General features: G+C 59.5%; 26 protein-coding genes. 24 read left to right on the top strand and 2 right to left on the bottom strand.

All coding sequences use genetic code 11. From position 1 onward, the window contains the following. Positions 1–127 precede the first annotated feature (127 nt). The 4 genes from PMI22_RS15495 to PMI22_RS15510 are packed head-to-tail and all read left to right on the top strand — an operon-like array spanning position 128 to position 4,492. The gene (locus PMI22_RS15495; RefSeq protein WP_007945745.1) at positions 128–598 is read left to right on the top strand and encodes a (2Fe-2S)-binding protein; all 471 of its coding nucleotides are present in this window, start codon (positions 128–130) and stop codon (positions 596–598) included. Then, complete coding sequence (locus PMI22_RS15500; RefSeq protein WP_007945744.1) at positions 595–2,916, top strand: xanthine dehydrogenase family protein molybdopterin-binding subunit; 2,322 nt, start codon at positions 595–597, stop codon at positions 2,914–2,916. Before PMI22_RS15495 ends, PMI22_RS15500 begins: the two co-directional genes overlap by 4 nt. Next, positions 2,916–3,899, top strand: coding sequence for an XdhC family protein (locus PMI22_RS15505; protein ID WP_007945743.1), 984 nt, complete (start codon positions 2,916–2,918; stop codon positions 3,897–3,899). Before PMI22_RS15500 ends, PMI22_RS15505 begins: the two co-directional genes overlap by 1 nt. Next, complete coding sequence (locus tag PMI22_RS15510; protein WP_007945742.1) at positions 3,896–4,492, top strand: nucleotidyltransferase family protein; 597 nt, start codon at positions 3,896–3,898, stop codon at positions 4,490–4,492. The genes PMI22_RS15505 and PMI22_RS15510 overlap by 4 nt, the downstream gene beginning before the upstream one ends. A gap of 188 nt (positions 4,493–4,680) precedes the next feature. Here PMI22_RS15510 and rne read toward each other — a convergent pair whose 3' ends face one another. Further along, on the bottom strand, positions 4,681–7,863 hold the full coding sequence (gene rne, locus PMI22_RS15515; RefSeq protein WP_007945740.1) for a ribonuclease E: 3,183 nt from the start codon (positions 7,861–7,863) through the stop codon (positions 4,681–4,683). A 699-nt stretch (positions 7,864–8,562) separates the two neighbouring features. Here rne and rluC point away from each other — a divergent pair. Genes rluC through sppA form a run of 3 tightly spaced genes read left to right on the top strand, consistent with a single transcriptional unit; the run spans position 8,563 to position 11,188 of the window. Next, positions 8,563–9,525, top strand: a complete 963-nt coding sequence (gene rluC, locus PMI22_RS15520) for a 23S rRNA pseudouridine(955/2504/2580) synthase RluC (protein WP_007945738.1) — start codon at positions 8,563–8,565, stop codon at positions 9,523–9,525. Continuing rightward, a complete protein-coding gene (locus PMI22_RS15525; RefSeq protein ID WP_007945737.1) occupies positions 9,512–10,174 on the top strand; it encodes an HAD-IA family hydrolase in 663 nt (220 codons plus the stop codon). The genes rluC and PMI22_RS15525 overlap by 14 nt, the downstream gene beginning before the upstream one ends. A gap of 24 nt (positions 10,175–10,198) precedes the next feature. Continuing rightward, a complete protein-coding gene (gene sppA / locus PMI22_RS15530) occupies positions 10,199–11,188 on the top strand; it encodes a signal peptide peptidase SppA (protein ID WP_007945736.1) in 990 nt (329 codons plus the stop codon). A 46-nt stretch (positions 11,189–11,234) separates the two neighbouring features. On the opposite strand, the gene PMI22_RS15535 is transcribed toward sppA, so the two are convergent. Continuing rightward, the gene (locus PMI22_RS15535) at positions 11,235–11,813 is read right to left on the bottom strand and encodes a Maf family protein (RefSeq protein WP_007945735.1); all 579 of its coding nucleotides are present in this window, start codon (positions 11,811–11,813) and stop codon (positions 11,235–11,237) included. A 106-nt stretch (positions 11,814–11,919) separates the two neighbouring features. Between PMI22_RS15535 and PMI22_RS15540 the strand changes: the two genes are divergently transcribed. From PMI22_RS15540 to PMI22_RS15620, 17 genes are all read left to right on the top strand, one after another. Then, entirely contained in the window at positions 11,920–12,447 is a 528-nt protein-coding gene (locus PMI22_RS15540; RefSeq protein ID WP_004371317.1) for a YceD family protein, read from the top strand. A gap of 13 nt (positions 12,448–12,460) precedes the next feature. Next, complete coding sequence (rpmF, locus tag PMI22_RS15545) at positions 12,461–12,643, top strand: 50S ribosomal protein L32 (protein WP_003179396.1); 183 nt, start codon at positions 12,461–12,463, stop codon at positions 12,641–12,643. Between the two features lie 4 nt (positions 12,644–12,647). Continuing rightward, positions 12,648–13,658, top strand: a complete 1,011-nt coding sequence (plsX, locus tag PMI22_RS15550; protein ID WP_081502783.1) for a phosphate acyltransferase PlsX — start codon at positions 12,648–12,650, stop codon at positions 13,656–13,658. Between the two features lie 125 nt (positions 13,659–13,783). Continuing rightward, positions 13,784–14,722 (top strand): ACP S-malonyltransferase, encoded by a 939-nt coding sequence (gene fabD, locus PMI22_RS15555; RefSeq protein WP_007945732.1) that lies wholly within the window; start codon positions 13,784–13,786, stop codon positions 14,720–14,722. 16 nt (positions 14,723–14,738) lie between these two features. Then, on the top strand, positions 14,739–15,482 hold the full coding sequence (fabG, locus tag PMI22_RS15560; RefSeq protein WP_007945731.1) for a 3-oxoacyl-ACP reductase FabG: 744 nt from the start codon (positions 14,739–14,741) through the stop codon (positions 15,480–15,482). Positions 15,483–15,673: 191 nt separating this feature from the next. Further along, positions 15,674–15,910 (top strand): acyl carrier protein, encoded by a 237-nt coding sequence (gene acpP / locus PMI22_RS15565; RefSeq protein WP_003442511.1) that lies wholly within the window; start codon positions 15,674–15,676, stop codon positions 15,908–15,910. A 110-nt stretch (positions 15,911–16,020) separates the two neighbouring features. Further along, the gene (fabF, locus tag PMI22_RS15570) at positions 16,021–17,265 is read left to right on the top strand and encodes a beta-ketoacyl-ACP synthase II (RefSeq protein ID WP_007945728.1); all 1,245 of its coding nucleotides are present in this window, start codon (positions 16,021–16,023) and stop codon (positions 17,263–17,265) included. Continuing rightward, positions 17,265–18,080: an aminodeoxychorismate lyase gene (gene pabC / locus PMI22_RS15575; RefSeq protein ID WP_007945727.1), complete on the top strand. Its 816-nt coding sequence runs from the start codon at positions 17,265–17,267 to the stop codon at positions 18,078–18,080. Before fabF ends, pabC begins: the two co-directional genes overlap by 1 nt. Before the next feature lie 3 nt (positions 18,081–18,083). Next, complete coding sequence (mltG, locus tag PMI22_RS15580) at positions 18,084–19,403, top strand: endolytic transglycosylase MltG (protein ID WP_007945726.1); 1,320 nt, start codon at positions 18,084–18,086, stop codon at positions 19,401–19,403. Positions 19,404–19,422: 19 nt separating this feature from the next. Further along, the gene (gene tmk / locus PMI22_RS15585) at positions 19,423–20,055 is read left to right on the top strand and encodes a dTMP kinase (protein ID WP_007945725.1); all 633 of its coding nucleotides are present in this window, start codon (positions 19,423–19,425) and stop codon (positions 20,053–20,055) included. Further along, positions 20,048–21,034: a DNA polymerase III subunit delta' gene (locus tag PMI22_RS15590; RefSeq protein WP_007945724.1), complete on the top strand. Its 987-nt coding sequence runs from the start codon at positions 20,048–20,050 to the stop codon at positions 21,032–21,034. Before tmk ends, PMI22_RS15590 begins: the two co-directional genes overlap by 8 nt. A gap of 97 nt (positions 21,035–21,131) precedes the next feature. Continuing rightward, the gene (locus PMI22_RS15595) at positions 21,132–21,917 is read left to right on the top strand and encodes a TatD family hydrolase (RefSeq protein WP_007945723.1); all 786 of its coding nucleotides are present in this window, start codon (positions 21,132–21,134) and stop codon (positions 21,915–21,917) included. A gap of 343 nt (positions 21,918–22,260) precedes the next feature. Further along, entirely contained in the window at positions 22,261–22,899 is a 639-nt protein-coding gene (locus PMI22_RS15600; RefSeq protein ID WP_007945721.1) for a TetR/AcrR family transcriptional regulator, read from the top strand. A gap of 139 nt (positions 22,900–23,038) precedes the next feature. Further along, the gene (locus PMI22_RS15605; RefSeq protein WP_007945718.1) at positions 23,039–24,007 is read left to right on the top strand and encodes a GTP 3',8-cyclase MoaA; all 969 of its coding nucleotides are present in this window, start codon (positions 23,039–23,041) and stop codon (positions 24,005–24,007) included. 169 nt (positions 24,008–24,176) lie between these two features. Beyond that, complete coding sequence (locus PMI22_RS15610) at positions 24,177–24,782, top strand: DUF4823 domain-containing protein (RefSeq protein WP_007945717.1); 606 nt, start codon at positions 24,177–24,179, stop codon at positions 24,780–24,782. A gap of 16 nt (positions 24,783–24,798) precedes the next feature. Further along, a complete protein-coding gene (locus tag PMI22_RS15615; protein WP_007945716.1) occupies positions 24,799–25,359 on the top strand; it encodes a DUF1285 domain-containing protein in 561 nt (186 codons plus the stop codon). 207 nt (positions 25,360–25,566) lie between these two features. After that, complete coding sequence (locus tag PMI22_RS15620) at positions 25,567–26,283, top strand: FadR/GntR family transcriptional regulator (protein WP_007945715.1); 717 nt, start codon at positions 25,567–25,569, stop codon at positions 26,281–26,283. Positions 26,284–26,313 lie beyond the last annotated feature (30 nt).

The following is a 26,313-nucleotide window of genomic DNA, read 5'->3' as shown; positions in this document are numbered from 1 at the left end:
AGGCCCGGTGCAGACATTCCCGTCGCATAAGAGAGCCTCATTAGCCTGAGTCGATCTGCGTGTCACGAACCAAGATCCCACGGCAGATTGCTCGACCCCATAACCCAAGCACTATGCGGGCGTGCCCATGATTACCCTGAAGCTCAACGGTCAAGACCATTCACTCGACGTCACCGAGGACATGCCGCTGCTCTGGGCCATCCGCGACGTGGCCGGTTACAACGGCACCAAATTCGGCTGCGGCATGGGCCTGTGCGGCGCTTGCACCATTCACATCGAAGGATCGCCCGCCCGCAGTTGCATCACGCCGATTGGCTCGGTGGTCGGGCAGAACGTCACCACCATTGAAAATTTGCACACTGACCCGATCGGCCAAGTGGTCCAGCAAGCCTGGCTCGATACCGCCGTCGCACAATGCGGCTTCTGCCAGGGCGGGCAGATCATGTCGGCGACAGCGCTGCTCAAAACCCATCCGAACCCCACCGACGCGCAAATCGAAGAGGCGATGGTCGGCAACATTTGCCGCTGCGGGACTTACAACCGCATCAAGACCGCCATCCGCCAGGCCTCCACCCACTTGAAGGAGGCCAAGGCATGAGCCAGTTACCGAATGATTTTGCCCTGAGCAACCTCAGCCGACGCGGTTTCCTCAAAGGTGTCGGTGCTACCAGTGCGTTGGTGCTGGCTGCCAGTTGGGGTTGGCAGGACGCTTTCGCGGAAGAAGCATCGAAGAAGTTCGGCGCCGACGGCATGCCCCACGGCGCGATTGATGATCCCAAGGTATATGTCAGCATCGCCACCGATGGCACGGTGACCGTGATCTGCAACCGTTCGGAAATGGGCCAGGGCGTACGCACCAGCCTGACGATGGTGGTGGCCGATGAACTGAATGCCGATTGGGCAATGGTGAAAGTGCAACAGGCACCAGGCGACGAAGTGCGTTTCGGCAACCAGGACACTGACGGCTCGCGCAGCATGCGTCACTGGTACGAGCCCATGCGCCGATGCGGTGCCGCCGCTCGAACCATGCTGGAACAGGCCGCCGCCAACCAATGGAAAGTGCCGCTTGGCGAGTGCCATGCGCAATTGCACAAAGTCATCCATACACCGACCGGTCGTGAGTTGGGCTACGGCGAACTGGCCGTGGCGGCCGGTGCGCTGGCGGTACCCGCTCGCGACAGCGTACGGCTCAAGGATCCATCGCAGTTTCTCTACATCGGCAAGGAAGGCACCAAGGCCATCGACGGGGCAGACATCGTTAATGGCCGCGCCGTCTACGGGGCCGACGTGCATTTCGATGGCATGCTCTACGCCACCATTGCGCGTCCGGCGGTGTATGGCGGCAAGGTCAAAACCTTCGATGCCAGCGCCGCGATGAAAGTCCCTGGCGTGATTAAGGTGTTGCAGATCGGCGCCAGCCCGGTGCCGTCTGAATTTCAACCCTTGGGTGGCGTGGCCGTGGTGGCCAAAAACACTTGGGCGGCAATCAAGGGCCGCGACGCACTGAAGATCGAGTGGGATGACGGCCCGAACGCCAGCTACGACTCGATTGCCTATCGCAAGGAGCTGGAAGCCGCGTCCCTCAAGCCCGGCAAAGTGGTGCGCAATACCGGCAACCTTGAGGAGGCCATGGACAGCGCCGACACTGTCCTCGAAGCGTCCTATTACCTGCCGCACCTGGCGCAGGCACCCATGGAGCCGATGGTTGCCATTGCCCGCTTCAAAGACGGAGTCTGCGAAGCCTGGGGGCCGAGCCAGGCGCCGCAAGTGACCCGCACAAGGATTGGCGAGCGCCTCGGCATCCCGTTCGATAACGTCACGTTCAACGTCACATTGCTCGGTGGTGGTTTCGGTCGAAAATCCAAGCCTGACTTCATCATTGAAGCGGCGATCCTCGCCAAGGAATTCCCCGGCAAGGCGGTGCGGGTGCAATGGACCCGTGAAGACGACATCCACTGTTCCTATTTCCACACCGTGTCGGCGGAGTATCTCAAAGCCGGGCTGAACAAGGACGGCCTGCCGTCCGCCTGGCTGCACCGCACCGTGGCGCCAAGCATCACTGCGCTGTTTGCACCGGGCATGAACCATGAGGCAGCGTTTGAGCTGGGCATGGGGTTCACCAACATGGCCTACGCGATTCCCAACGTGCGCCTGGAAAACCCGGAGGCGACGGCTCATACCCGCGTCGGCTGGTATCGCTCGGTGTCGAACATCCCGCACGGCTTTGCGATTCAAAGCTTTGTCGATGAACTGGCGCACAAGGCCGGGCAGGATTCGCTCAAGTACCAGATCAGATTGCTTGGCCCTGATCGCCAGATCGATCCGCGCACGCTGAGTGACGAGTGGAACTACGGCGAATCCCCCGAGCGTTATCCGATCGATACTGCAAGGCTGCGCACGGTATTGGAAACCGCTGCCAAAGCCGTCGGTTGGGGGCGCGAGCTGCCCAAAGGCCGAGGCTTGGGGCTGGCGGTGCAATACAGTTTTGTCACCTATGTGGCGGCGGTGATCGAGGTCGAAGTCAAGGATGATGGCACACTGATCGTGCACAAGGCTGACATCGCCGTGGATTGCGGGCCGCAAATCAACCCCGAACGCATTCGCTCGCAGTTCGAGGGGGCCTGCGTCATGGGGCTGGGCAATGCGGTGCTAGGGGAGATCAGTTTCAAGGACGGCAAGGTTCAGCAAGACAACTTCCACATGTACGAAGTGGCGCGTATGTCCCTGGCGCCCAAGGAAATCGCCGTTCATCTGGTCACCCCGCCGGGCGTTGTGCCCCTGGGCGGTGTCGGTGAACCGGGCGTGCCGCCGATTGCGCCGGCGCTGTGCAACGCGATTTTCGCCGCCACGGGCAAACGTATCCGCAGCCTGCCCGTTCGCTTTCAACTGCAAGGTTGGCAGAAGGCACAAGCCTGATGGACAGCGTCGATCTGAATGTCCTGCGCAGCGTGCTCGAATGGCGCCGCGCTGGTCAGCGGGTGGTGCTGTACAGCGTGGTCCAGACCTGGGGCACCGCGCCTCGGGCACCTGGCGCCATGTTGGCCTTGCGTGAAGATGGCGTGGTGATTGGCTCGGTGTCGGGCGGTTGTGTCGAGGATGATCTGATTGCCCGGCTGCACGACGGGCGTATCCCGACTGACGGGCCACCGGTGCAGTTGATCACCTACGGCGTCACTCGCGAGGAGGCCGCGCGGTTTGGTTTGCCCTGTGGCGGTACGCTGCGCCTGACCGAGGAGCAGGTTGGCGATCCGCATTGGGTCGCCGAGTTGCTGACGCGCTGCGAGGCCCATGAAATTGTCGCTCGTTCACTTGATATTGCGACGGGTGAAGTGCTGTTGCAGTCAGCGGACAAGGTCAATGTGCTGAGTTTCGACGGCAACACGCTGCGCGCGATTTATGGTCCGCGTTGGCGTCTGTTACTGATCGGCGCCGGGCAATTGTCCCGTTACGTCGCTGAGATGGCGCGGCTGCTGGACTTCGAAGTACTGATTTGCGACCCACGCTCCGAGTTCGTTTACGGGTGGGAAGAGCAGCACGGTCGCTTTGTCTCGGGCATGCCTGATGAGGCGGTGCTGACCATCCAGACTGACGAGCGTACGGCCATCGTCGCCTTGACTCACGATCCTCGCCTGGATGATATGGCGCTGCTCACGGCCCTCGACTCCAAGGCCTTTTATGTCGGCGCGCTGGGCTCGCGGGTCAACAGCCTGAAGCGCCGGAAAAACCTTGCCGAGCTAGGCTTGTCATCACGGGCGATCGAGCGCCTGCATGGTCCGATCGGGTTGCACATAGGCAGCCACAGTCCGGCGGAAATCGCCTTGTCACTGATGGCCGAAATTGTCGCGATCAAGAATGGCGTCGAACTGAAGCAAAAAAAGCCGTTGCAGGAGGCTATATGAGTGAACCCATCGGCGTCATTGTGCTGGCAGCGGGGCAGGGCAGTCGCTTTCGTCAGGTGGCGGGGGCTGACAAGGACAAGCTGTTGGCGGACTGCACGGGGCGCGACGGCACTGTGCGTTCGGTGGTCGAGCAGGTGTTGGTGAGCGTGCCGGCTTCGCTGGATAAACGGGTGCTGGTGACGACTGAGGATCGCCCGCAGGTGATTCGCATGGCTAAGGCCTACGGTTTCGAGATTGTGTTGATCAAGTCGAGTGGGATGGGCGACAGCATTGCGGCTGGAGTGGCGGCGTGTCCGAACCTTGGTGGCTGGCTGATTGTGCTGGGGGATATGCCTTTTCTCCTGCCGTCGAGTATTGAGCGGGTGGTGGCGCAGATTGCTGCAGATTGCGTCAGTGTGCCGGTGCATGAGGGCAAATACGGGCATCCGGTCGGGTTCGGTCGCAGCTTTGGGGCGGGGTTGGCGGGATTGTCCGGTGACCATGGCGCCAAGCCATTGTTTGCGCAGGGGCGGGTGGTTGAGGTGGCGGTGGATGATCCCGGGGTGATGTGGGATGTGGATGTGCCAGAGGCACTGTCCTTCAAACCAGCATAGTTCCCCCTGTGAGAGATCCTCTGTGGGAGCGAGCCTGCTCGCGATAGCGGTGGATCAGCTTGCATCAATGTTGAATGTTAAACCGCTATCGCGAGCAGGCTCGCTCCCACAGGGGGATTGCGGTGATTGGGACATAAAAAAAGCCCCGCCTGGGATGACCAGACGGGGCTTTTTAATGGCCTGGGATATTAGACGAGGGGTTTAGGCTCGTGCTCTTTTTCCTGGGCTTGTTCGTGTTGCTCTACCGCTTCCTGAACGGAACGCGGTGCTTCTTCGATGACCGATTCGGCAGGCGCCGCTTCGACCACTTCAGCTTCAACCGGAGCAGCAGCGGCAGCTTGTTCGGCTTCCTTCTGCAGACGCTCTTCTTCACGTTTGCGACGACGCACTTCACGTGGGTCGTTCGGCGCACGGCCGCTTGGCGTCAGGGCGCTGACAGGGGCGGCTTCAACGGCCGGTTCCGCTACTTCGGCAACCACTGGAGCCAGCGCCTCAACGACTGGAGCTGGTTCGGCAGCCGCCACCACTGGTTCGGAAACCATGGCTTCAGTAACCGGTGCAGGTGCTTCAACAGCGACCGGCTCGGCAACCCAGTTGAACGCGGTTTGTTCTTCACGAACTTCGCGGACAGCTTCGGTCACGGTTTCAGTGACGGTTTCGGCAGCAGGTTCGGCAGCAACCACTGGCTCGGCGACAGGTTCAGCGACGGTCGCAGGCTCGGCGGCAGCTTCAACAACAGGTTGGGCTTCACGAACCGGAGCCACTTCGATTTCCGCAGCGGCAGTCGCTTCGACCGGAGTCGTTGCTTCGACCACTGGCGCTTCAACCGGAGCAGTTTCCTGAACGGCAGCAGTGGCGCGTTCGGCTTGCTCGTGAGCTTGTGCTTCAGCCGGTGCGCTGATCACGGTGCTGGCAACGGCTGCGGTCACAGCCAGGCCGGCGGCCAGATCGGAAGTGCTTGGCGCTTCGTTGCTTTCGCCAGCTTCGTTACCTTCGGATTCTTCCGAACCTTCGATCACGTTGCCGTTGGCATCACGCTGACGCTCGCGGCGGTTGCTGCGACGACGCTGTCCACGGGAGCGGCGGCGTGGACGATCGCCTTCGGCGCCTTCCTGACCGTCTTCCTGCAGTTGCTCTTCGTTGGCGGTCAGCTCTTCTTCAGCGACGGCGGCAGCGGCTTGTTCCGCACGTGGCTGACGTTCTTCACGCGGAGGGCGTGGAGCGCGTTCTTCACGTGGCTGGCGAGCTGGACGCTCTTCAGCAGTAGCGGCAATGGCGGCAGCAGCGGCCGGGGCGGCATCCAGGGGCTCGCGCAGCTCACGAACCGGACGCTCTTCACGCTCGCCACGGGGCTTGCGGTCTTCGCGTGGAGCACGCGGTGCACGTTCTTCACGAGGTGCGCGTGGTGCGCGTTCTTCACGTGGAGCACGTTCTTCGCGGGCAACGGCCGGGGTTTCTTCGCGGGCTTCACGTGGCTCACGTGGTGCGCGCTCTTCACGCGGTGCACGTTCCTCACGAGGCTTGCGTTCTTCATCGCGGCGACCATTACGGTTGCGGCTCTGCTGACGACCATTGCGACGCTCTTCGTTACGGGCCGGGCGCTCGGTGGTCGCTGGTTTTTCAACCACAACCGGAGCCGCTGGCTCTTCCTTGGTCGCGAACAGGCTGACCAGCGACTTCACCAGGCCTTTGAACAGGCTCGGTTCTGGCGCGGCAACCGGTGCAGCCACGGGGGCGGCAGCGACGACTTCGGTCGGAACCGGAGCGTTGGCGCGGGCCGGAGCGGTCTTGACCGCGGCTTCCTGGCGAACCAGGGTGCGGGTCGCGGCAGCTGGCTGGACTTCTTCGACTTCGGCAGCGGCAGCGGCGATTTCGTAGCTGGACTGATTGATGCTGGCTTCCGGGCTGTCATCGCGCAGACGCTGAACTTCGAAGTGCGGCGTTTCGAGGTGATCGTTCGGCAGAATGACGATGCGGGCACGGGTGCGCAGTTCGATCTTGGTGATCGAGTTGCGTTTTTCGTTGAGCAGGAACGCCGCCACCGGGATCGGCACTTGGGCGCGAACTTCGGCGGTGCGGTCTTTCAGGGCTTCTTCTTCGATCAGGCGCAGGATGGCCAGCGACAGCGATTCAACATCACGGATGATGCCGGTGCCGTTGCAACGCGGGCAAACGATGCCGCTGCTTTCGCCCAGGGATGGGCGCAGGCGCTGACGGGACATTTCCAGCAGGCCGAAGCGCGAGATGCGACCGACTTGCACGCGAGCGCGGTCGGCTTCCAGGCATTCGCGGACTTTCTCTTCCACGGCGCGCTGGTTCTTGGCAGGGGTCATGTCGATGAAGTCGATGACGATCAGGCCGCCGATGTCGCGCAAGCGCAACTGACGGGCGATTTCTTCGGCGGCTTCAAGGTTGGTCTGCAGAGCGGTTTCTTCGATGTCGCTGCCTTTGGTGGCGCGCGCCGAGTTGATGTCGATGGACACCAGGGCTTCGGTCGGATCGATAACGATGGAGCCGCCGGAAGGCAGTTCAACGACGCGCTGGAAAGCGGTCTCGATCTGGCTTTCGATCTGGAAACGGTTGAACAGCGGAACGCTGTCTTCGTACAGCTTGATCTTGCTGGCGTACTGCGGCATCACCTGGCGGATGAAGGTCAGGGCTTCGTCCTGGGCTTCAACGCTGTCGATCAGCACTTCGCCGATGTCCTGGCGCAGGTAATCGCGGATGGCGCGGATGATCACGTTGCTTTCCTGGTAGATCAGGAACGGCGCGGAACGATCCAGCGAAGCTTCTTTGATGGCGGTCCAGAGTTGCAGCAGGTAATCGAGGTCCCACTGCATTTCTTCGCTGCTGCGGCCAAGGCCCGCAGTGCGCACGATCAGACCCATGTCGGCCGGGGCAACCAGACCGTTGAGGGCTTCACGCAGTTCGTTGCGCTCTTCACCTTCGATGCGACGGGAAATACCGCCGGCACGCGGGTTGTTCGGCATCAGTACGAGGTAACGACCGGCCAGGCTGATGAAGGTGGTCAGGGCGGCGCCCTTGTTGCCACGTTCTTCTTTTTCGACCTGAACGATGACTTCCTGGCCTTCGCTCAGGACGTCTTTGATATTGACGCGGCCTTCGGGGGCTTTCTTGAAGTATTCGCGGGAGATTTCTTTGAGGGGCAGGAAGCCGTGGCGCTCGGAGCCGAAATCGACAAAGGCAGCCTCAAGGCTTGGTTCGATGCGAGTAATCCGGCCTTTATAGATGTTGGCCTTCTTCTGCTCGCGTGCACCGGATTCGATGTCCAGGTCGTAGAGGCGTTGGCCATCTACCAGTGCAACACGCAACTCTTCGGGTTGAGTTGCGTTAATCAGCATTCTTTTCATGTAGTACCGTCGGTTTCCGGGCTGCCGGAAACGGCGTTCGGCACACACGACTTCTCACGGTCGGTGTCAGGTGCGTCAGGAGTGGTTGGCCACTCCAGTGTCTAGCAAACCCCGACCAATTGGGCCGGTGTTGCGACGTACGCGTCCTGCTTGCTGTGGCTACTTAAGCACTCAGTCAGGAGGAGGAATCAACCAGCGGCTGTGGACGAGATGAAGCGTCTTGATAAAGCCTATTGCTACACAGTCCAGCGGTTGTGCATCTCCACCCTACACGTATCCCTGATAATTCGGGTGCTGCCGCGCGCAGAATCCGCAGCGGGTTGGCATTTACCGTGAGCTCCGAAGGGGGAGGTCACGCATCATGGCTAATTTAGGCGTTGTTTCCGAAGCGTTCGCCCAGGGTCGTTCGTGGCTGACTGCACTTTGTGAACTGGCCGTGAATATTTGCTCGCAAGGCGAGTTAAAACTCTGCTTTGCGGCATGATTCAGGCCTCATGTCACCTGCGCTCGTTACAGCTGCAAACTCCACCGATACGTAGCGAAAGCCCCGTAGGACGGCCTCGCGTCCTGGTGAATTGCGTTGGTCAGGGCCGGTTTTTGACCGTTGGTCCGCTGTCCAGCCGCTTTTGGCGGCGTTCGCGACTATAGCAGCAATGATTAAGTGCTTCAATTCCATAAAAAATTGTTATCATCCGCGCCATGACGACTACAGCCCCTTCGACCCCAGCCGTACAACTGCTGGAGGTCTCGCCGGAATATGCCGGCCAACGTATTGATAACTTCCTTCTCGCTCGGCTCAAAGGCGTGCCCAAGACCCTGATTTACCGCATTTTGCGTAAAGGCGAAGTGCGAGTGAACAAAGGTCGGATCAAGCCCGAATACAAGCTGCAGGCGGGCGATATCGTGCGCGTGCCGCCGGTTCGTGTGCCTGAGCGTGATGAGCCGGTGCCGTTGGCCCAAGGCCTGCTGCAGCGCCTCGAAGCCTCGATTGTCTTCGAAGACAAGGCGCTGATCGTGATCAACAAGCCTTGCGGTATCGCGGTTCATGGCGGCAGCGGCCTGACTTACGGGGTGATCGAAGCCTTTCGCCAGTTGCGTCCCGATTGCAAGGAGCTCGAACTGGTTCACCGTCTCGACCGTGATACGTCGGGCCTGCTGATGATCGCCAAGAAGCGCAGCATGCTGCGTCACTTGCACACGGCATTGCGCGGCGATGGCGTCGACAAGCGTTATATGGCGCTGGTCCGCGGTAACTGGGCGGCCTCAATCAAGCAAGTCCGTGCGTCGCTGGGCAAGAGCAATCTGCGCTCCGGCGAACGCATGGTCGAAGTCGACGAGGAGGAGGGCAAGGAGTCCGTGACCGTGTTCAAGGTGCTGCGTCGTTTCGGCGACTTTGCCACCCTGATCGAAGCCAAGCCGATCACTGGCCGTACACACCAGATCCGCGTCCATACCTTGCACGCCGGGCATTGCATCGCTGGCGACACCAAATATGGCGATGAGGGTTTCAGCAAGGAAATTCGTGACCTCGGTGGCAAGCGCCTGTTTCTCCACGCTTACATGCTGACCGTGCCGCTGCCCGATGGCAGCGAGCTGAAATTGCAGGCGCCAGTGGATGAAATGTGGGCCAAGACCGTGGAGCGATTGAGTGCGCCACTCTGATTACAAGCTGCTGATTTTCGATTGGGACGGCACGTTGGCCGACTCCATTGGTCGGATTGTCGAGGCAATGCACGTCGCGTCCGAGCGCTCCGGATTTCCGTTGTGTGATGACTTGGCGGTCAAGGGCATTATCGGCCTGGGTTTGCCTGAGGCGATTCGCACCCTGTATCCCGAGATTGGCGAAACCGAACTTGTAGCGTTTCGTCAGCACTATGCCGATCACTACATCGCCTCCGAAGCCGTGCCTTCGCCGCTGTTCGAGGGTGTAGTCGAGTCGATGGAGGCGTTCCGTGCCGAGGGGTATCATTTGGCTGTGGCGACTGGCAAGGCGCGTCGCGGGCTGGATCGGGTACTGAAATCGCACGGTTGGGAAGATTATTTCGATATCACCCGCGCCGCTGACGAAACTGCGAGCAAGCCGCATCCGCTGATGCTTGAGCAGATTCTCGCCCATTGCGAGGTCCGTCCCGAGCAGGCGCTGATGGTCGGCGATTCTTCGTTCGACTTGCAGATGGCGCGCAACGCCGGCATGGATTCGGTGGCAGTCAGCTACGGCGCGCAATCGATCGAGGCGCTGAAGTTGTTCGAGCCGGCACTGGCCATTGATCGTTTTTCAGAATTGCATGCCTGGCTGAGTCAGCGGGCTTAATAGATTTTTGCTGGGGTAGATGTCATGACCGACGAATGGAAAGCGCCCGCCAAGGCGAGCGCAGAGAGCGGTGACGAAAAAAGCTGGAAGCTGCTGGAAAAGACCTTGCTGGCCAGTGTGACGGAGCAGCGCCGGTCGCGTCGCTGGGGGATTTTCTTCAAGTTGTTGACGTTCGTGTACCTGTTTGTCGCGCTGATCCTGTTCACGCCGCTGATGGACATTGAAAAGAGTGCGACCAGCAGCGCCAACTACACGGCATTGATCGACGTGACGGGCATGATCGCCGACAAAGAGCCGGCCAGTGCCGACAACATCGTCGGCAGTCTGCGTGCGGCCTTCGAGGATGAGAAAGTCAAAGGCGTCATTCTGCGCATCAACAGCCCGGGCGGCAGTCCGGTGCAGTCGGGTTACGTGTATGACGAAATCGTCCGCCTGCGCGGCCTGCACCCGGATACCAAGGTGTATGCGGTGATCTCGGATCTGGGCGCTTCCGGCGCTTACTACATTGCCAGTGCGGCGGATCAGATCTATGCCGACAAGGCGAGCCTGGTAGGTTCCATTGGTGTGACGGCGGCGGGCTACGGCTTTGTCGGCACCATGGAGAAGCTGGGTGTCGAGCGTCGCACCTACAATTCAGGTGAGCACAAATCGTTCCTCGATCCGTTCCAGCCGCAGAAACCTGAGGAAACTCAATTCTGGCAGGGCGTGCTGGATACCACGCACCAGCAGTTCATCAACAGCGTGAAAAAGGGACGTGGCGACCGCCTCAAGGACAAGGAGCATCCTGAGCTGTTCTCTGGTCTGGTCTGGAACGGTGAGCAAGCGCTGCCGCTCGGTCTGATTGATGGCCTGGGTAACGCCAGCTCGGTGGCCCGGGACGTGATTGGTGAGAAAGAGCTGGTGGACTTCACCGTTCAGGAATCGCCGTTCGATCGCTTCTCTAAAAAGCTCGGTGCCAGTGTGGCGGAACAGTTGGCGATGTGGATGGGTTTTCACGGTCCATCGATGCGCTGATCCTGTGGCTGCATAAAAACCGGCCTTCGTGGCCGGTTTTTTGTGCTCAGGGGATTTGCACGCCTTCGGCCAGCAGCATGTCGATCAGGCGAATTAGCGGCAGGCCGATCAGGCTGGTGGCGTCAGGGCCTTCGGTGCTTTGAAACAGGCTCACCCCCAAACCTTCGGCCTTGAAGCTGCCAGCGCAGTCGTAGGGCTGTTCGGCGCGCAGGTAGCGTTCGATGCGTGCCTGATCGAGTGTGCGCATGTGGACGGTGAACGGCACGCAATCAACCTGGAAGTCGCCGGTCTGGCTGTTGAGCAGTGCCAGGCCGGTCAGGAAGGTTACGCTGGCACCGCTGGCCGCCAGCAGTTGTTCGCGGGCCTTTTCGAAAGTGTGGGGTTTGCCGATAATCCGGTCGCCGAGTACCGCGACCTGGTCGGAGCCGATGATCAGATGGGCGGTATGGCTGCCCGCCAGTGCCTGGGCTTTTTCTTTGGCGAGGCGTTTGACCAGTTCGACGGCCGGCTCACCCGCTCTATGACTCTCGTCGATATCCGGCGAGCTGCAGGTGAACGGCAGCTGCAAGCGGGCCAGCAATTCCCGGCGATACACCGAGCTTGAAGCGAGTAATAAAGGCAGCATGCGCAACTCCAAAAGTCAGGCGTGAATTCTAGCGGAGGCCTGCAAGTGACGGACAGGGCTGAATTTCCTTTGACATGGCTGGGGGCATCCCTATAATGCTGCGCCTATGTTGAATGACCCGATTCCACCTCACGTTGACCCGCGCAAATTGGCTGACCGTGGCACCACCCTTCAAGGTGAACTGCTGCTGGCCGATTTGGAGAGACTCTGCGACCCGCTTTCCGATACTGTCGGTACGGTGCAGGCTAAATTCGTTTTTGAACGAGATGAACGTAAATCTGTGGTCATCCACAGCTTTATCGACACCGAAGTCAAAATGGTTTGCCAGCGTTGTCTTGAGCTGGTCACCCTGCCGATCCATAGCGAATGCAGTTATGCTGTGGTGAAGGAGGGTGCGAATACCCAGTCGTTGCCGAAAGGTTATGACGTGCTGGAACTGGGCGAAGATCCTTTGGATCTGCAGTCACTGATCGAGGAGGAGCTTCTGCTCGCCTTGCCCATTGTGCCTGCTCATCATCCGGAAGAATGCCAGCAGCCGGCGGGTCTCGATGAGCCCGAACCGAGCGAGGACGAGGTAACGCGGTCCAACCCGTTCAGTGTATTGGCGCAGTTAAAGCGTGACCCAAACGTTTAGGAGTTAATCAATTATGGCTGTTCAGCAGAACAAAAAATCCCGCTCCGCCCGTGACATGCGCCGTTCGCACGACGCTCTCGAGGCTAGCACCCTGTCTGTAGAAAAAACCACCGGTGAAGTTCACCTGCGTCACCACGTATCGCCAGAAGGCGTATACCGTGGCCGTAAAGTGATCGACAAGGGCGCTGACGAGTAATCACTTGTCCGCTCAAGTCATCGCGATTGACGCAATGGGCGGGGACTTCGGTCCCCGCAGCATTGTTCAGGCCAGCCTCGCTTGCCTGTCTGCTACACCCTCGCTGCACCTGACCCTCGTCGGTCAACCTTCCCTTATTGAAGAATTGCTCTGCGGCCAATCGGCTGTGGATCGCTCGCGCTTGTCGATTGCCCCCGCGTCTGAAGTCATCACCATGGACGAAAAGCCTGCGCAGGCCTTGCGCGGCAAGCCCGACTCGTCGATGCGCGTGGCGCTCGAGTTGTTGCGCGATGGCAAGGCCCAGGCCTGTGTCAGTGCCGGGAATACCGGGGCGCTGATGGCGTTGTCGCGGTTTGTGCTCAAGACTCTGCCAGGTATCGATCGTCCGGCAATGGTGGCGGCGATTCCGACGCAAAAGGGTTATTGCCAGTTACTCGATCTGGGCGCCAATGTCGATTGCAGTGCCGAGCATTTGTTGCAGTTCGCGATCATGGGCTCGGTGGCGGCGGAGACGCTCGGTATTGTTCGCCCGCGCGTAGCGCTGCTGAATATCGGCACCGAAGACATCAAGGGCAATCAGCAGGTCAAGCTGGCGGCCACCTTGTTGCAGGCCGCTCGCGGTATCAATTACATAGGCTTTGTCGAAGGTGACGGGTTGTACCGTGGCGAGGCGGATGTGGTGGTGTGTGACGGCTTTGTCGGCAACATCCTGCTCAAGTCCAGCGAGGGCCTGGCGACCATGATTGCCGGGCGCATCGAAGCCTTGTTCAGGAAAAACCTCGCGTCGAAAATGGTCGGTGCCCTGGCGTTGCCGCTGATGAGGCGTCTTCAGGCCGAGCTCGCACCTGCGCGCCATAACGGTGCCAGCTTCCTCGGTTTGCAAGGAATTGTGGTGAAAAGTCATGGTTCGGCCGGGGTTCAGGGGTTTCAAAGTGCGATTTCCCGCGCGCTGATCGAGATTCAGGAAAACCTGCCGGAGCGGATACACGGTCGTCTGGAGGATTTGTTGCTTTAGGTGATTTCGTCGGACAATGCTTAAATGTGACCGCTTGGTTCGTTTGGCCATCCAACTGTCAGTTTCTTGCGTCCCCCACTTGGGACATCAATTCTCCGACGACAAGATCATTAGGGGCTTGTTACATGTCTGCTTCCCTCGCATTCGTCTTTCCTGGACAGGGTTCGCAGTCCCTCGGCATGCTGGCCGAGTTGGGCGCGCAACATCCGGTTGTCCTCGAAACATTCAAAGAAGCTTCCGATGCTCTGGGTTACGACCTGTGGGCGCTGACCCAGCAGGGGCCGGAAGAGCAGCTCAATCAAACCGATAAAACCCAGCCGGCCATTCTGACCGCCTCGATCGCCTTGTGGCGTCTGTGGTTGGCCGAAGGCGGCGCGCGTCCGGCTTACGTTGCCGGTCACAGCCTGGGTGAGTACAGCGCGCTGGTTGCTGCGGGCAGCCTGACCCTGGGTGACGCGGTCAAGCTGGTGGAGCGCCGTGGTCAGTTGATGCAGGAAGCCGTTCCGGCCGGTCAGGGCGGCATGGCCGCCATTCTCGGTCTGGACGATGCTGATGTGCTGGCAGCCTGTGCCGAAGCGGCGCAAGGTGAAGTGGTCAGCGCGGTCAACTTCAACTCCCCGGGCCAAGTGGTGATCGCCGGTGCCAAGGCAGCGGTCGAGCGCGCCATCGAAGGCTGCAAGGCCCGTGGTGCCAAGCGCGCCATGCCGTTGCCGGTCAGCGTGCCGTCGCACTGCGAACTGATGCGCCCGGCAGCCGAGCGTTTTGCCGAGTCCATCGCTGCAATCGACTGGCAAGTGCCGCAAATTCCTGTTGTGCAGAACGTCAGCGCCAATGTGCCGGCCGATCTGGACACCCTCAAGCGTGATCTGCTTGAACAGCTCTACAAGCCTGTGCGTTGGGTTGAATCGGTCCAGGCGCTGGCCGCCAAGGGCGCGACCCAACTGGTCGAATGCGGCCCCGGCAAAGTGCTGGCCGGCCTGAACAAACGCTGCGCCGAAGGCGTGTCGACATCCAACCTCAATACCCCAGACGCTTTCGCTGCCGCCCGTGCAGCGCTGGCCTGAATCAGGAGATGCTTGCATGAGTCTGCAAGGTAAAGTTGCACTGGTCACCGGCGCAAGCCGCGGTATCGGCCAGGCCATCGCCCTGGAGCTGGGTCGTCAGGGTGCCATCGTGATTGGCACCGCGACCACCGCTTCCGGCGCCGAGCGCATCGCCGCGACCCTGAAGGAAAACGCTATTCAAGGCACCGGTCTTGAGCTCAATGTCACCAGCGACGAATCCGTTGCTGCAGTACTGGCGAGCATCACCGCACAGTTCGGTGCCCCGGCGATCCTGGTCAACAATGCCGGTATCACCCGCGATAACCTGATGATGCGCATGAAAGACGACGAATGGCATGACGTTGTCGATACCAATCTGAACAGTCTGTTCCGCCTGTCCAAGGGTGTTTTGCGCGGTATGACCAAAGCCCGTTGGGGACGAATTATCAGTATTGGCTCGGTTGTGGGTGCCATGGGCAACGCAGGCCAAGTAAACTACGCTGCCGCCAAGGCCGGTCTGGAAGGTTTCAGCCGCGCACTGGCGCGTGAAGTCGGTTCGCGTTCGATTACGGTAAACTCGGTGGCCCCTGGGTTCATCGACACCGATATGACCCGCGAGCTGCCCGAGGCACAGCGTGAAGCCTTGCAGACGCAGATTCCGCTGGGCCGTCTGGGGCAAGCTCAAGAGATCGCGTCTGTGGTCGCTTTTCTTGCATCCGACGGTGCGGCTTACGTTACTGGGGCTACAATCCCGGTGAACGGCGGGATGTACATGAGTTAAATGTGACGGATTGCTTCAAAAAAATGTCATACGAGCTGTCTAAAATCCGTTATAAAGCTGCAATCTATTTATAGGCAGTGGGCTGTCGGGTTTGAGGAGTGAAGCTTTCAGTTGAAAAACTGAAAAGTCTTTCTATACACTTACCCACTGGCCAGCTGCCTGAATTTGTCCATTAGGAGTGAAAACAAGGTATGAGCACCATCGAAGAGCGCGTCAAGAAAATCGTTGCTGAGCAACTGGGCGTTAAAGAAGAAGAAGTGGTCAACACTGCTTCCTTCGTTGAAGACCTGGGTGCCGACTCCCTTGACACCGTTGAGCTGGTGATGGCTCTGGAAGAGGAATTCGAGACCGAAATCCCTGACGAAGAAGCTGAGAAGATCACTACTGTACAAGCCGCAATCGATTACGTTACTAACCACCAGGCTTAATAGCTTGTAATCGTTGCTTGCTGTCATGGAAAAACCGCACTGCCATCACGGCGTGCGGTTTTTTCTTTAGGCATGATGCAAAGTCGTCATCTGAAAAAAAGGAGAGTGCTGTGTCGCGTAGACGCGTCGTAGTCACCGGTATGGGTATGTTGTCGCCACTGGGCACGGATGTGCCGAGCAGTTGGCAGGGCATTCTGGCTGGCCGCAGTGGCATTGGTCTGATCGAACACACCGACCTTTCTGCCTATTCCACCCGTTTTGGCGGCTCGGTAAAGGGCTTCAATGTCGAGGAATACCTGTCGGTCAAGGAAGCTCGCAAGCTCGATCTGTTTATTCAATACGGTCTGGCCGCAGGTTTTCAGGCTGTACGCAACTCCGGTCTGGAAGTCACTGACGCCAACCGTGAGCGTATCGGTGTGGCGATGGGTTCGGGTATTGGCGGTCTGACCAATATCGAAGAAACCAGCCGCACGCTGCATGATACCGGCCCACGACGGATCTCTCCGTTTTTCGTGCCTGGCTCGATCATCAATATGATTTCCGGTTTCCTGTCGATCCACCTGGGTGCACAGGGACCTAACTACGCCATCGCCACTGCGTGTACCACCGGTACGCACTGCATTGGCATGGCGGCCCGCAACATCATGTACGACGAAGCCGACGTGATGATTGCCGGTGGCGCCGAAATGGCCGCGTGCGGGTTGGGCATGGGGGGCTTTGGTGCTTCCCGCGCACTGTCGACCCGCAACGATGAGCCGACCCGTGCCAGCCGTCCCTGGGACAAAGGCCGTGACGGCTTTGTATTGTCCGACGGTGCCGGCGCGCTGGTTCTCGAAGAGCTGGAACATGCCAAGGCGCGTGGCGCGACCATCTATGCCGAGCTGATCGGCTTCGGCACCAGTGGCGACGCTTACCACATGACTTCGCCACCGGCGGACGGTGCGGGAGCTGCACGCTGCATCACCAATGCCCTGCGCGATGCCAAGGTCAACGTTGATCAGGTTCAATACGTCAACGCCCACGGTACCTCGACCTCGGCTGGTGACCTTGCGGAAGCCTGTGCGATCAAGTCGGTGTTTGGCGACCACGCTTACAAGCTCGCGGTCAGTTCGACCAAGTCCATGACCGGTCACTTGCTGGGTGCAGCGGGCGCGGTCGAGGCAATTTTCAGCGTGCTGGCTATCAACAGTCAGGTAGCGCCGCCGACCATCAACCTCGATGAGCCGGACGAAGGCTGCGACCTCGATTTCGTGCCGCATACTGCGCGCAACATGGACATCGATGTGGTGCTGTCCAACTCCTTCGGTTTTGGCGGCACGAACGGCTCACTGGTGTTCCGCCGGTTCGCTGACTGATGGACAGCTGGGTCGACGGTCAGCCGGCTGACACTCTGTCGCTGAAGGATCGTGGCCTGGCTTACGGCGATGGTCTGTTCGAGACCATTGCCGTGCGTGGCGGGCAGCCGCTGTTGCTGGACCGGCATCTGTCGCGTCTGGCGCAAGGCTGTACGCGCCTGGCAATCGCTGTTGATCACGAGATGATCCGCAGCGAACTGTTGGCCTACGCCGCAGCGCTCGATGAGGGTGTGCTCAAGCTCATTCTCACCCGCGGCGACAGCTTGCGCGGTTATGCCCCCGATCCTTCGGCGCAAGCCCGACGCATTCTGCAAGGCAATCCTCCTGCTGCTTATCCGGCTGTTCATGCAGAGCAGGGCGTTCGCCTGTTTCCCTGCGCCACACGACTTTCCAGACAACCCTTGCTCGCCGGGCTCAAACACCTGAACCGTCTTGAGCAAGTGATTGCCCGTGCCGAATGGCAGGACACCGAACATGCCGAAGGCTTGATGCTCGATCAGGCCGGTCGCGTGATCGAAGGCGTGTTCAGTAATTTGTTCCTGGTGCGCGATGGGGTGCTGATCACCGCCGATTTAAAACGCTGTGGCGTGGCCGGTGTGATGCGTGCCGAATTAATGTTTCAAGCCGAGTCATTGGGGATTCCCACACAAATCACCGACATCAGCCTCGATCAGCTGCAATGGGCCGATGAAGTCTTTGTCTGCAACAGCGTGTATGGCGTTTGGCCGGTGCGCGCCTATGCTGCTCTGGGCTGGCCGGTTGGGCCGCTCACCCGTAAACTCCAAACCATTGCCCGCGCGCTACTGGATGCTTGATACGTGAGACGTAAATTCTTGCTGCTGCTGGAAACCGGATTGGTTCTGGCGGGGCTGTGTCTGGGCGCTTCTGCCTGGAAAATCCATTCGGCGCTGCAGCAGCCGCTGAACATCACCCAGGAAGAACTGCTGGAAGTACCCAAGGGCACGACGCCAACCCGCACCTTCTATCGGCTCGAAGCCAAAGGCGTCATCAAGGATGCGTTCTGGCTGCGCGTTTACTGGCGCTTCAATCTACCCAAGCAACCGTTGCACAGCGGCGAGTACCGCATGGTCCCAGGCATGACGGTTGAGGGGCTGATCGAGCTGTGGAAGCGTGGCGAAATGGTTCAATACAGCTTGACCCTGGTCGAAGGCTGGAATTTCCGTCAGGTTCGCGCAGCCCTGGCCAAAGACGAAAAACTCGGGCAGACCCTCGACGGGTTGAGTGACAGTCAGGTGATGGAAAAGCTCGGGCACCGCGGGATCTTTCCCGAAGGTCGTTTCTTTCCCGACACCTATCGGTTTGTGCGTGGCATGACTGACGTCGATCTGCTGAAAAAAGCCTATGACCGCCTCGACGAAGTCCTCGCCAAAGAATGGGACGGGCGCGCCGCTGACGTGCCGTACACTGAACCCTATCAGGCGCTGATCATGGCCTCGCTGGTGGAAAAGGAAACCGGTGTGCCGCAGGAGCGCGGGAAGATTGCCGGGGTCTTCGTTCGACGCATGGCGATTGGCATGTTGCTGCAGACCGACCCGACGGTGATCTACGGTCTGGGTGATCGCTACAGCGGTAGACTGACCCGCGCCCATCTCCGGGAAGCGACCCCCTATAACACTTACATGATATCGGGCCTGCCGCCGACGCCGATCGCCATGGTCGGTCGCGAAGCCATCCATGCTGCGTTGAACCCGGTTGCCGGTAACAGCCTGTATTTCGTTGCGCGCGGCGATGGCAGCCATGTGTTCTCCGATGATCTGGATGCCCACAACAATGCGGTGCGCGAGTACCAGATCAGGCGTCGTGCCGATTATCGTTCCAGCCCGGCGCCGATCCCTGCATCAGAAATGATGAATGGCGAAACGCTGGATACCGAGGCGCCGATTCCTGCGGCTTCACCGGATTCCGATCCCGAGGCTTTGCCATCCGTGGCACCGCAAGAGCCGGCTCCTGCAGCGACGCCTGAATCGGCTCCTGCACCGACACCTGAAGCGGCGCCTGAACCGGTGCCTGCGCCGACACCTGAATCGGCTCCTGAACCGATGCCGGAACCGACGCTGACGCCTGAGCCTGCACCTGAGCCCGCGCCGGAGGCAGCCGCCCCGCAAGGCCCGCAATAATTCTGACTAAGGACTGCCTGTGACTGGCTTGTTTATTACCCTGGAAGGCCCGGAAGGTGCCGGAAAAAGTACCAATCGCGAGTACCTGGCCGAGCGCCTGCGCGCTGCCGGTATCGAAGTGGTGCTGACTCGCGAGCCGGGCGGTACGCCGTTGGCCGAGCGGATTCGTGAGGTGCTGCTGGCGCCGGCTGACGAAATCATGAACCCTGACACCGAACTGTTGCTGGTATTCGCTGCACGTGCCCAACACCTGGCCGAGGTGATTCGTCCGGCATTGGCCCGTGGCGCGGTGGTCTTGTGTGATCGCTTTACGGATTCGACCTTCGCCTATCAGGGCGGCGGGCGCGGGTTGTCGATGGATCGCATCGCGACCCTGGAGACTTTCGTTCAGGGCGATCTGCGTCCGGACCTGACGCTGATCTTCGACCTGCCGGTGGAAGTGGGCCTGGCCCGTGCCAGCGCTCGCGGTCGACTGGACCGTTTCGAACTCGAAGGCCAAACCTTTTTCAATGCGGTGCGCAGTGCATTTCTCAAGAGCGCTGAAGCGGACCCTGCGCGCTATGTGCTGGTTGATGCGGCCCAGCCGCTGGCGCAGGTTCAACAGTCGCTGGACGTTCTGCTGCCGCGTCTGCTGGAGTTGACCCGTGGCTGAAGCCTATCCGTGGCAGGACAGTCTCTGGCAGCAGTTGGCCGGCCGTAAGCAACACGCTCACGCCTACCTGCTGCATGGCCCGGCCGGGATCGGCAAGCGTGCGTTGGCCGAACGGTTAATGGCCAGTCTGCTATGCCAGCGCCCGACCGCGCACGACGCGTGCGGTGAATGCAAATCCTGCCTGTTGCTCAAGGCGGGCAGTCATCCCGACAATTACATCTTGGAGCCGGAGGAAGCCGAAAAGGCGATCAAAGTCGATCAGGTGCGCGATCTGGTCAGCTTCGTGGTGCAGACCTCGCAGATGGGCGGCCGCAAAGTGGTGTTGATCGAGCCGGTCGAGTCGATGAACGTCAACGCCGCCAACGCCTTGCTCAAGAGCCTTGAAGAGCCGTCGGGCGATACCGTTTTGCTGTTGGTCAGCCACCAGACCAGTCGTCTGTTGCCGACCATCAAAAGCCGCTGCGTCCAGCAAGCCTGCCCGTTGCCGAGCGAAGCGATGAGCCTTGCGTGGCTGGCCAAAGCCTTGCCGGACTGCGCGGAAGAAGAACGTATCGAACTGCTGACCCTGGCCGCCGGTTCGCCACTGGCAGCCGTCAACTTGCAAGCCCAGGGCGTGCGCGAACAGCGGGCGCTGGTGGTCGACGGGGTGAAGAAGTTGCTCAAGCAGCAACAGTCGCCGACGCAACTGGCCGAAGGCTGGAATGCGATCCCGCTGTTGCTGTTGTTCGACTGGTTTTGTGACTGGTCGAGCCTGATTCTGCGCTATCAATTGACTCAGGATGAAGAAGGCCTGGGACTGGCAGACATGCGCAAGGTGGTTCAGTACCTCGCGCAGAAAACCAGTCAGGACAAAGTCCTCGGTATTCAGGACTGGATCCTCGCCCAGCGCCAGAAAGTGATGAGCAAGGCGAACCTGAATCGGGTGTTGTTGCTCGAAGCGCTGCTGGTGCAATGGGCGTCCTTGCCTACCCAGAAGTGACCGTCTGCGCCTAGACTCTAAGCATCTGCCCCCCCCATCTGGTCGGAGCCTTCAAGTCCGACCGTCCCACTCATACGATGTAAGTTGCAGCCCTTTTATGCTCGTAGATTCCCATTGTCACCTTGATCGCCTCGACCTCGCCGCCCACGACGGCTCTCTGGATGCTGCACTCGATGCGGCCCGTCAGCGCGGAGTAGGGCACTTTCTGTGCATTGGCGTCAGTGTTGACAACGCCGCCGACGTAAAAGCCCTGGCCGAGCGTTATGATGACGTGGACTGTTCGGTCGGCGTGCATCCGCTGGACGTGCAACCAGGCGCTGCGCCCGCGCTGGATTGGTTGTTGCGCGAGCTTAATCACCCGCGTGTGGTCGCGATTGGTGAAACCGGGCTGGATTATCACTACGAACCGGAAGCGGCCGAGTTGCAACAGGAGTCGTTTCGCCTGCACCTGCAAGCGGCCCGACAGACCGGCAAACCAGTCATCATCCACACCCGTGGTGCCCGCGCCGATACCCTGAGCTTGTTGCGAGAAGCGGCACTGCCGCAGGCCGGCGTACTGCATTGCTTTACCGAAGACTGGGACATGGCCAAGGCCGCGCTGGACATGGGCTATTACATTTCCTTGTCCGGTATTGTCACTTTTCGCAATGCCGACGCATTGCGCGATGTCGCCAGCAAGGTGCCGGCCGACCGCTTGTTGGTGGAAACCGATTCGCCGTACCTCGCGCCGATCCCTTATCGCGGCAAGCCGAACCTGCCGCAGTACGTGCGTGAAGTAGCGGAGTTTCTGTCAATGTTGCGAGGTGAATCCTACGAGCGATTTGCCGAGCAGACCACCGAGAACTTCAAGCGGCTTTTCCCGCTGGCGCATGTGAAAGGTTAAATCGCAGGCAAAAAAAACCCGGGTTCTGGGGGGTGAATCCGGGTTAAGACCATTAGGAGTAAAACAATGGCACGCGGTCCGTTGGTACCAATATCGGCGAAACACTTGGGGGAGATGTCTCGCCGACAGTTCAAGTATTGATCACTATTGCGCCTCGTCCAGTTTACCGGCGGCGATTTTTAAACAATTTTGGAATACGGCCGCTTCGGAAGAGTTCTCATCATTGGACCACCCTGCTGGAAATCATCAAGAAACACAGATATGGTCGGATGATCCGTGCATTTTTGCGTAAGTTAGGCATAATACGCGGCTTCGAATTTTGACCCCCAACAGACCTTTTCTTATGCATAAAGAACCTCGTAAGGTCCGTGAGTTTCGTCGCCGCGAGCAAGAAATTCTCGATACCGCGCTCAAGCTGTTCCTCGACCAAGGTGAAGACAGTGTCACCGTCGAGATGATTGCTGATGCCGTAGGTATCGGCAAAGGCACGATCTACAAGCACTTCAAATCCAAGGCGGAAATTTATCTGCGCCTGATGCTCGATTACGAGCGTGATTTGAACGAGCTGTTGCATTCGGCCGATGTCGACAAGGACAAGGAAGCGCTGTCCCGGGCTTACTTCGAATTCCGCATGCGCGATCCACAACGTTATCGTTTGTTCGACCGACTGGAAGAGAAGGTGGTCAAGGGCAATCAAGTGCCGGAGATGGTCGAGGAGCTGCACAAGATCCGCGCCTCCAACTTTGAACGCCTGACCCTGCTGATCAAAGGCCGGATTAGCGAAGGCAAGCTCGAAGACGTGCCACCTTACTTCCATTACTGCGCGTCCTGGGCGCTGGTGCATGGCGCCGTGGCGCTGTATCACTCGCCGTTCTGGAGCAATGTGCTGGAAGATCAGGAAGGCTTCTTCCAGTTCCTGATGGACATCGGCGTGCGCATGGGCAACAAGCGCAAACGCGATAGCGATACCCCGAGCAGCTGAATCATTCAGCTGCCTGATTGCGCCATGATTTAGCTACATGGCGCAGTACCGCAGGAATATACTCAGGCATAGGACTTGCTAAAACTTGAATTCTGAGTCAAGTTTTGCGCGTTCCAGTTTTCCACCGCCGGAGTGATCCATGATCGTTGACCGTCAAGGCAGGCGTTTTCGCAATTTGCGGATCAGTCTGACTTCAGCCTGCAATTATGCTTGTACCTACTGCGTGCCTAACGGCAAGCGGCTGGTGGCTGCGCAGGATGAATTGTCGGCCGAGGCCATGGCGCGCGGCGTGGCGTATTTGATCGAGGCGGCAGGCATCGAACGTTTGCGCATCACCGGTGGCGAGCCGCTGGTCAGCCCCAAACTCGAAGCCTTCATGACCGCCGTCGGCCAGATGGGGCTGCAAGACATCAGCCTGACCACCAATGGTCAATTGCTGGCGAAAAAGCTGCCGTTGCTGGTGGACGCCGGTATCCGTCGTATCAACGTTTCCCTCGACACCCTGGACGCCAGTGCCTTTCGCAGCATCGCGCGCGGCGGCGATCTGGCGACGGTACTCGACGGCATGGATCAGGCCAGCGCAGCGGGCATCAAGATCAAGGTCAACATGGTGCCGCTGCGCGGACAGAACCTTGATCAGGTCATGCCGCTGCTCGATTACTGCCTGGAACGCGGCTATGAATTGCGCTTCATCGAGCTGATGCGCATGGGCCACCTGGCCACCGACTCCAATGCTTTCCTGCAACAGTTCGTCAGCCTCCAGCAGTTGCTGAGCCTGATCGGCGAGCGTTATGAATACCTGCAAGCCGATGCGCCAGTAGACGCAACAGCGGTGCGTTATGAAATTCCAGGGATGGGGCATTTCGGCGTGATCGCCAACGAAAGCGTTCCGTTCTGCCGTACATGTTCGCGCTTGCGTCTTTCCTCTACGGGGTGGCTGCATGGCTGCCTGTCGTCGAGCAATCGCCACTATGTCGGCGACTTGCTCGACAAGCCTCGCCATCAAGCGCTTCCAGCCTTGCAGCGCCTATTGGTGAAAGCCTTGGGCGACAAGCAGGAAGTGGCGTTTTCGGGTGGTGCGACGGTCATGAAGATTATTGGCGGCTGACACTCCCTCATCGCGAGCAGGCTCGCTCCCACAAAGATTTGCGCAAAACCTGTGGGAGCGAGCCTGCTCGCGATTGCTATCTATAAGGCAACAACATCCTTGAGCTGGCGCGGAAGCTGCATCCAATGGCCATTCGCCGGTTTTCCGTCACCGGCCTCTGGAGGATAGAATGCGTAGTCTGGTTTTGCTGCTGGCCGTTATGGCGCTGGGTGGCTGCATGAATGTCAGCGACATGGCTGAAGAGACTCGCTACCAGATGAGCGACGTGGGACTGCTGGATCACAGCAACAGCCGTCGTGTGAACAACCTGCGTATTCAGCCGGACTCGTTCATCTACATCGCCCAAGGACCTTTCTCGCCACCGGGCTATCCCTATCCTCGTCCAAACGTGGTGGCCGAAGAGGCCTTCAACGGCTTTATCGAATACTTCCCGATGATACGCCGCGCTAGCGCCCCCGAAGGTCTCGACCGAGCCATGGCTGAAGCCCGCGGCGCCGGTGCCCATTATCTGCTTTATACCCGATTCGCCAATGCTGACGACCGCATCGGCAACATGGATGAGTGGATCGATCAGGAATACGTCGATCGCCTCGGTATCGATAGCGGGGTGATTCAGATCATGTTGATCGAGACCAGCACCCAGTATTTGATTGATACTGCAACCATCAAGAGTCGTGGCGGTTTACTGACGTTCCACGACACCAGCCCGGAAGACCTGATTGGCCCGCCGCTGCAACAATATGCGCGCAGCCTGATCGGGATCAGCAACCAGTAAATTCAAGGAGAACGCCATGAGTGGCCCGCAAAAAGCCAACGACTTGTTGGGGCAAATCCCCAAAACCAAAGGCTTGCCGCCGGTCCACCTGTGGAACCCTGATTTCTGTGGCGACATCGATATGCGCATCGCGCGCGACGGCACCTGGTATTACCTGGGCACGCCGATCGGGCGCAAACCGATGGTCAAACTGTTCTCCACCATCATTCGCCGCGATGGCGATGAATATTTCCTGATCACGCCGGTCGAGAAAGTCGGGATCAAGGTCGACGATGCACCCTTTGTGGCGATCGCCGTGGAGGTGGAAGGCGAGGGCGACGCGCAGCTTCTGCGGTTCACCACTAACGTTGATGAAGCTGCCGAGGCAGGCGCAGAACACCTGATCCGCGTGGTGATCGACCCTGTCACCCAAGAGCCGGCACCCTATGTCCATGTGCGCACCAACCTCGAAGCCCTGATCCATCGCAACGTGTTCTACCAATTGGTGGAGCTCGCTGTTACCCGTGAAATCGACGGGCAGCGCTGGTTGGGTGTTTGGAGCGGTGGCGAGTTTTTCCCCATCGGTCTAGAACCCTAAACAGCTCAAAAATGTGGGAGCGAGCCTGCTCGCGATGGCGGTATCACAGTCAACACTGATGTTGAATGTTATGGTCTCATCGCGAGCAGGCTCGCTCCCACATTTTTTTATGCCAGTATCGAAAATCAAATTGACAGTCAATCATATGATGATTAGCGTAGGCCTCCATCGCGAACGGCTTTTTGCCGTCCCTGCTTCGAGGTTTTCATGTCCAGCAGTTTTCATGCGTCGACCGTTGACTGGCTGGGTTGCTGGATTGCCGCAGGCCAGGTGAAGCCCGGCGAATCGCTCAAGGTCGAAGCCGATCTGGGCGAGCAACTGGGTGTCAGTCGCACGGTCATCCGCGAAGCCATCAAAACCCTGGTCGCCAAAGGCATGCTCGAAGTCGGGCCGAAAGTCGGCACGCGGGTGCTGCCGGTGCGCCGCTGGAACCTCTTCGATCCCCAAGTCGTCGGCTGGCTGTCCCGCAGTGGGTTGCCGGAAAACTTCGTCGACGATTTGCTCGACCTGCGCCGCACCATCGAACCCATGGCCGTGCGCTGGGCGTGTGAGCGGGCTACGGTCGAGCAAGTGCAAGCCGTGCTTCTGGCCTACAACGCGCTGGAAAGGGCAGTGGAAAGCGGGGTCGATTACAACCGCGCGGACCAGATATTCCACGAATGCATCCTCGCCGCCAGCCACAATCAGTTCATTGAGCAAATGGTTCCGGCCCTTGGGGCGCTGCTAGCGGTGTCATTCGAAGTGTCCGCCGCCGACCCCGACGAACTGCGCCGCACATTGCCTATTCACAAAGACATGGCCGATGCCATCGCCGCGCGCGACGCCGCGCGCGGGGTGTGGGCCTGCATGACCCTGATCGATAACGCGGACCTGGCGATCAAGCGCTTCTACCCGCAAGTCATGGCCGATAAAAAAGCCGGCTAAAAAATGCTCCCACAAAAAAACAACAACAAG

Source organism: Pseudomonas sp. GM21 (assembly GCF_000282215.1).
Taxonomy (GTDB): domain Bacteria; phylum Pseudomonadota; class Gammaproteobacteria; order Pseudomonadales; family Pseudomonadaceae; genus Aquipseudomonas.
Note: the sequence above shows the minus strand (reverse complement) of the source record. Positions and strands in the feature narration are given on the sequence as shown.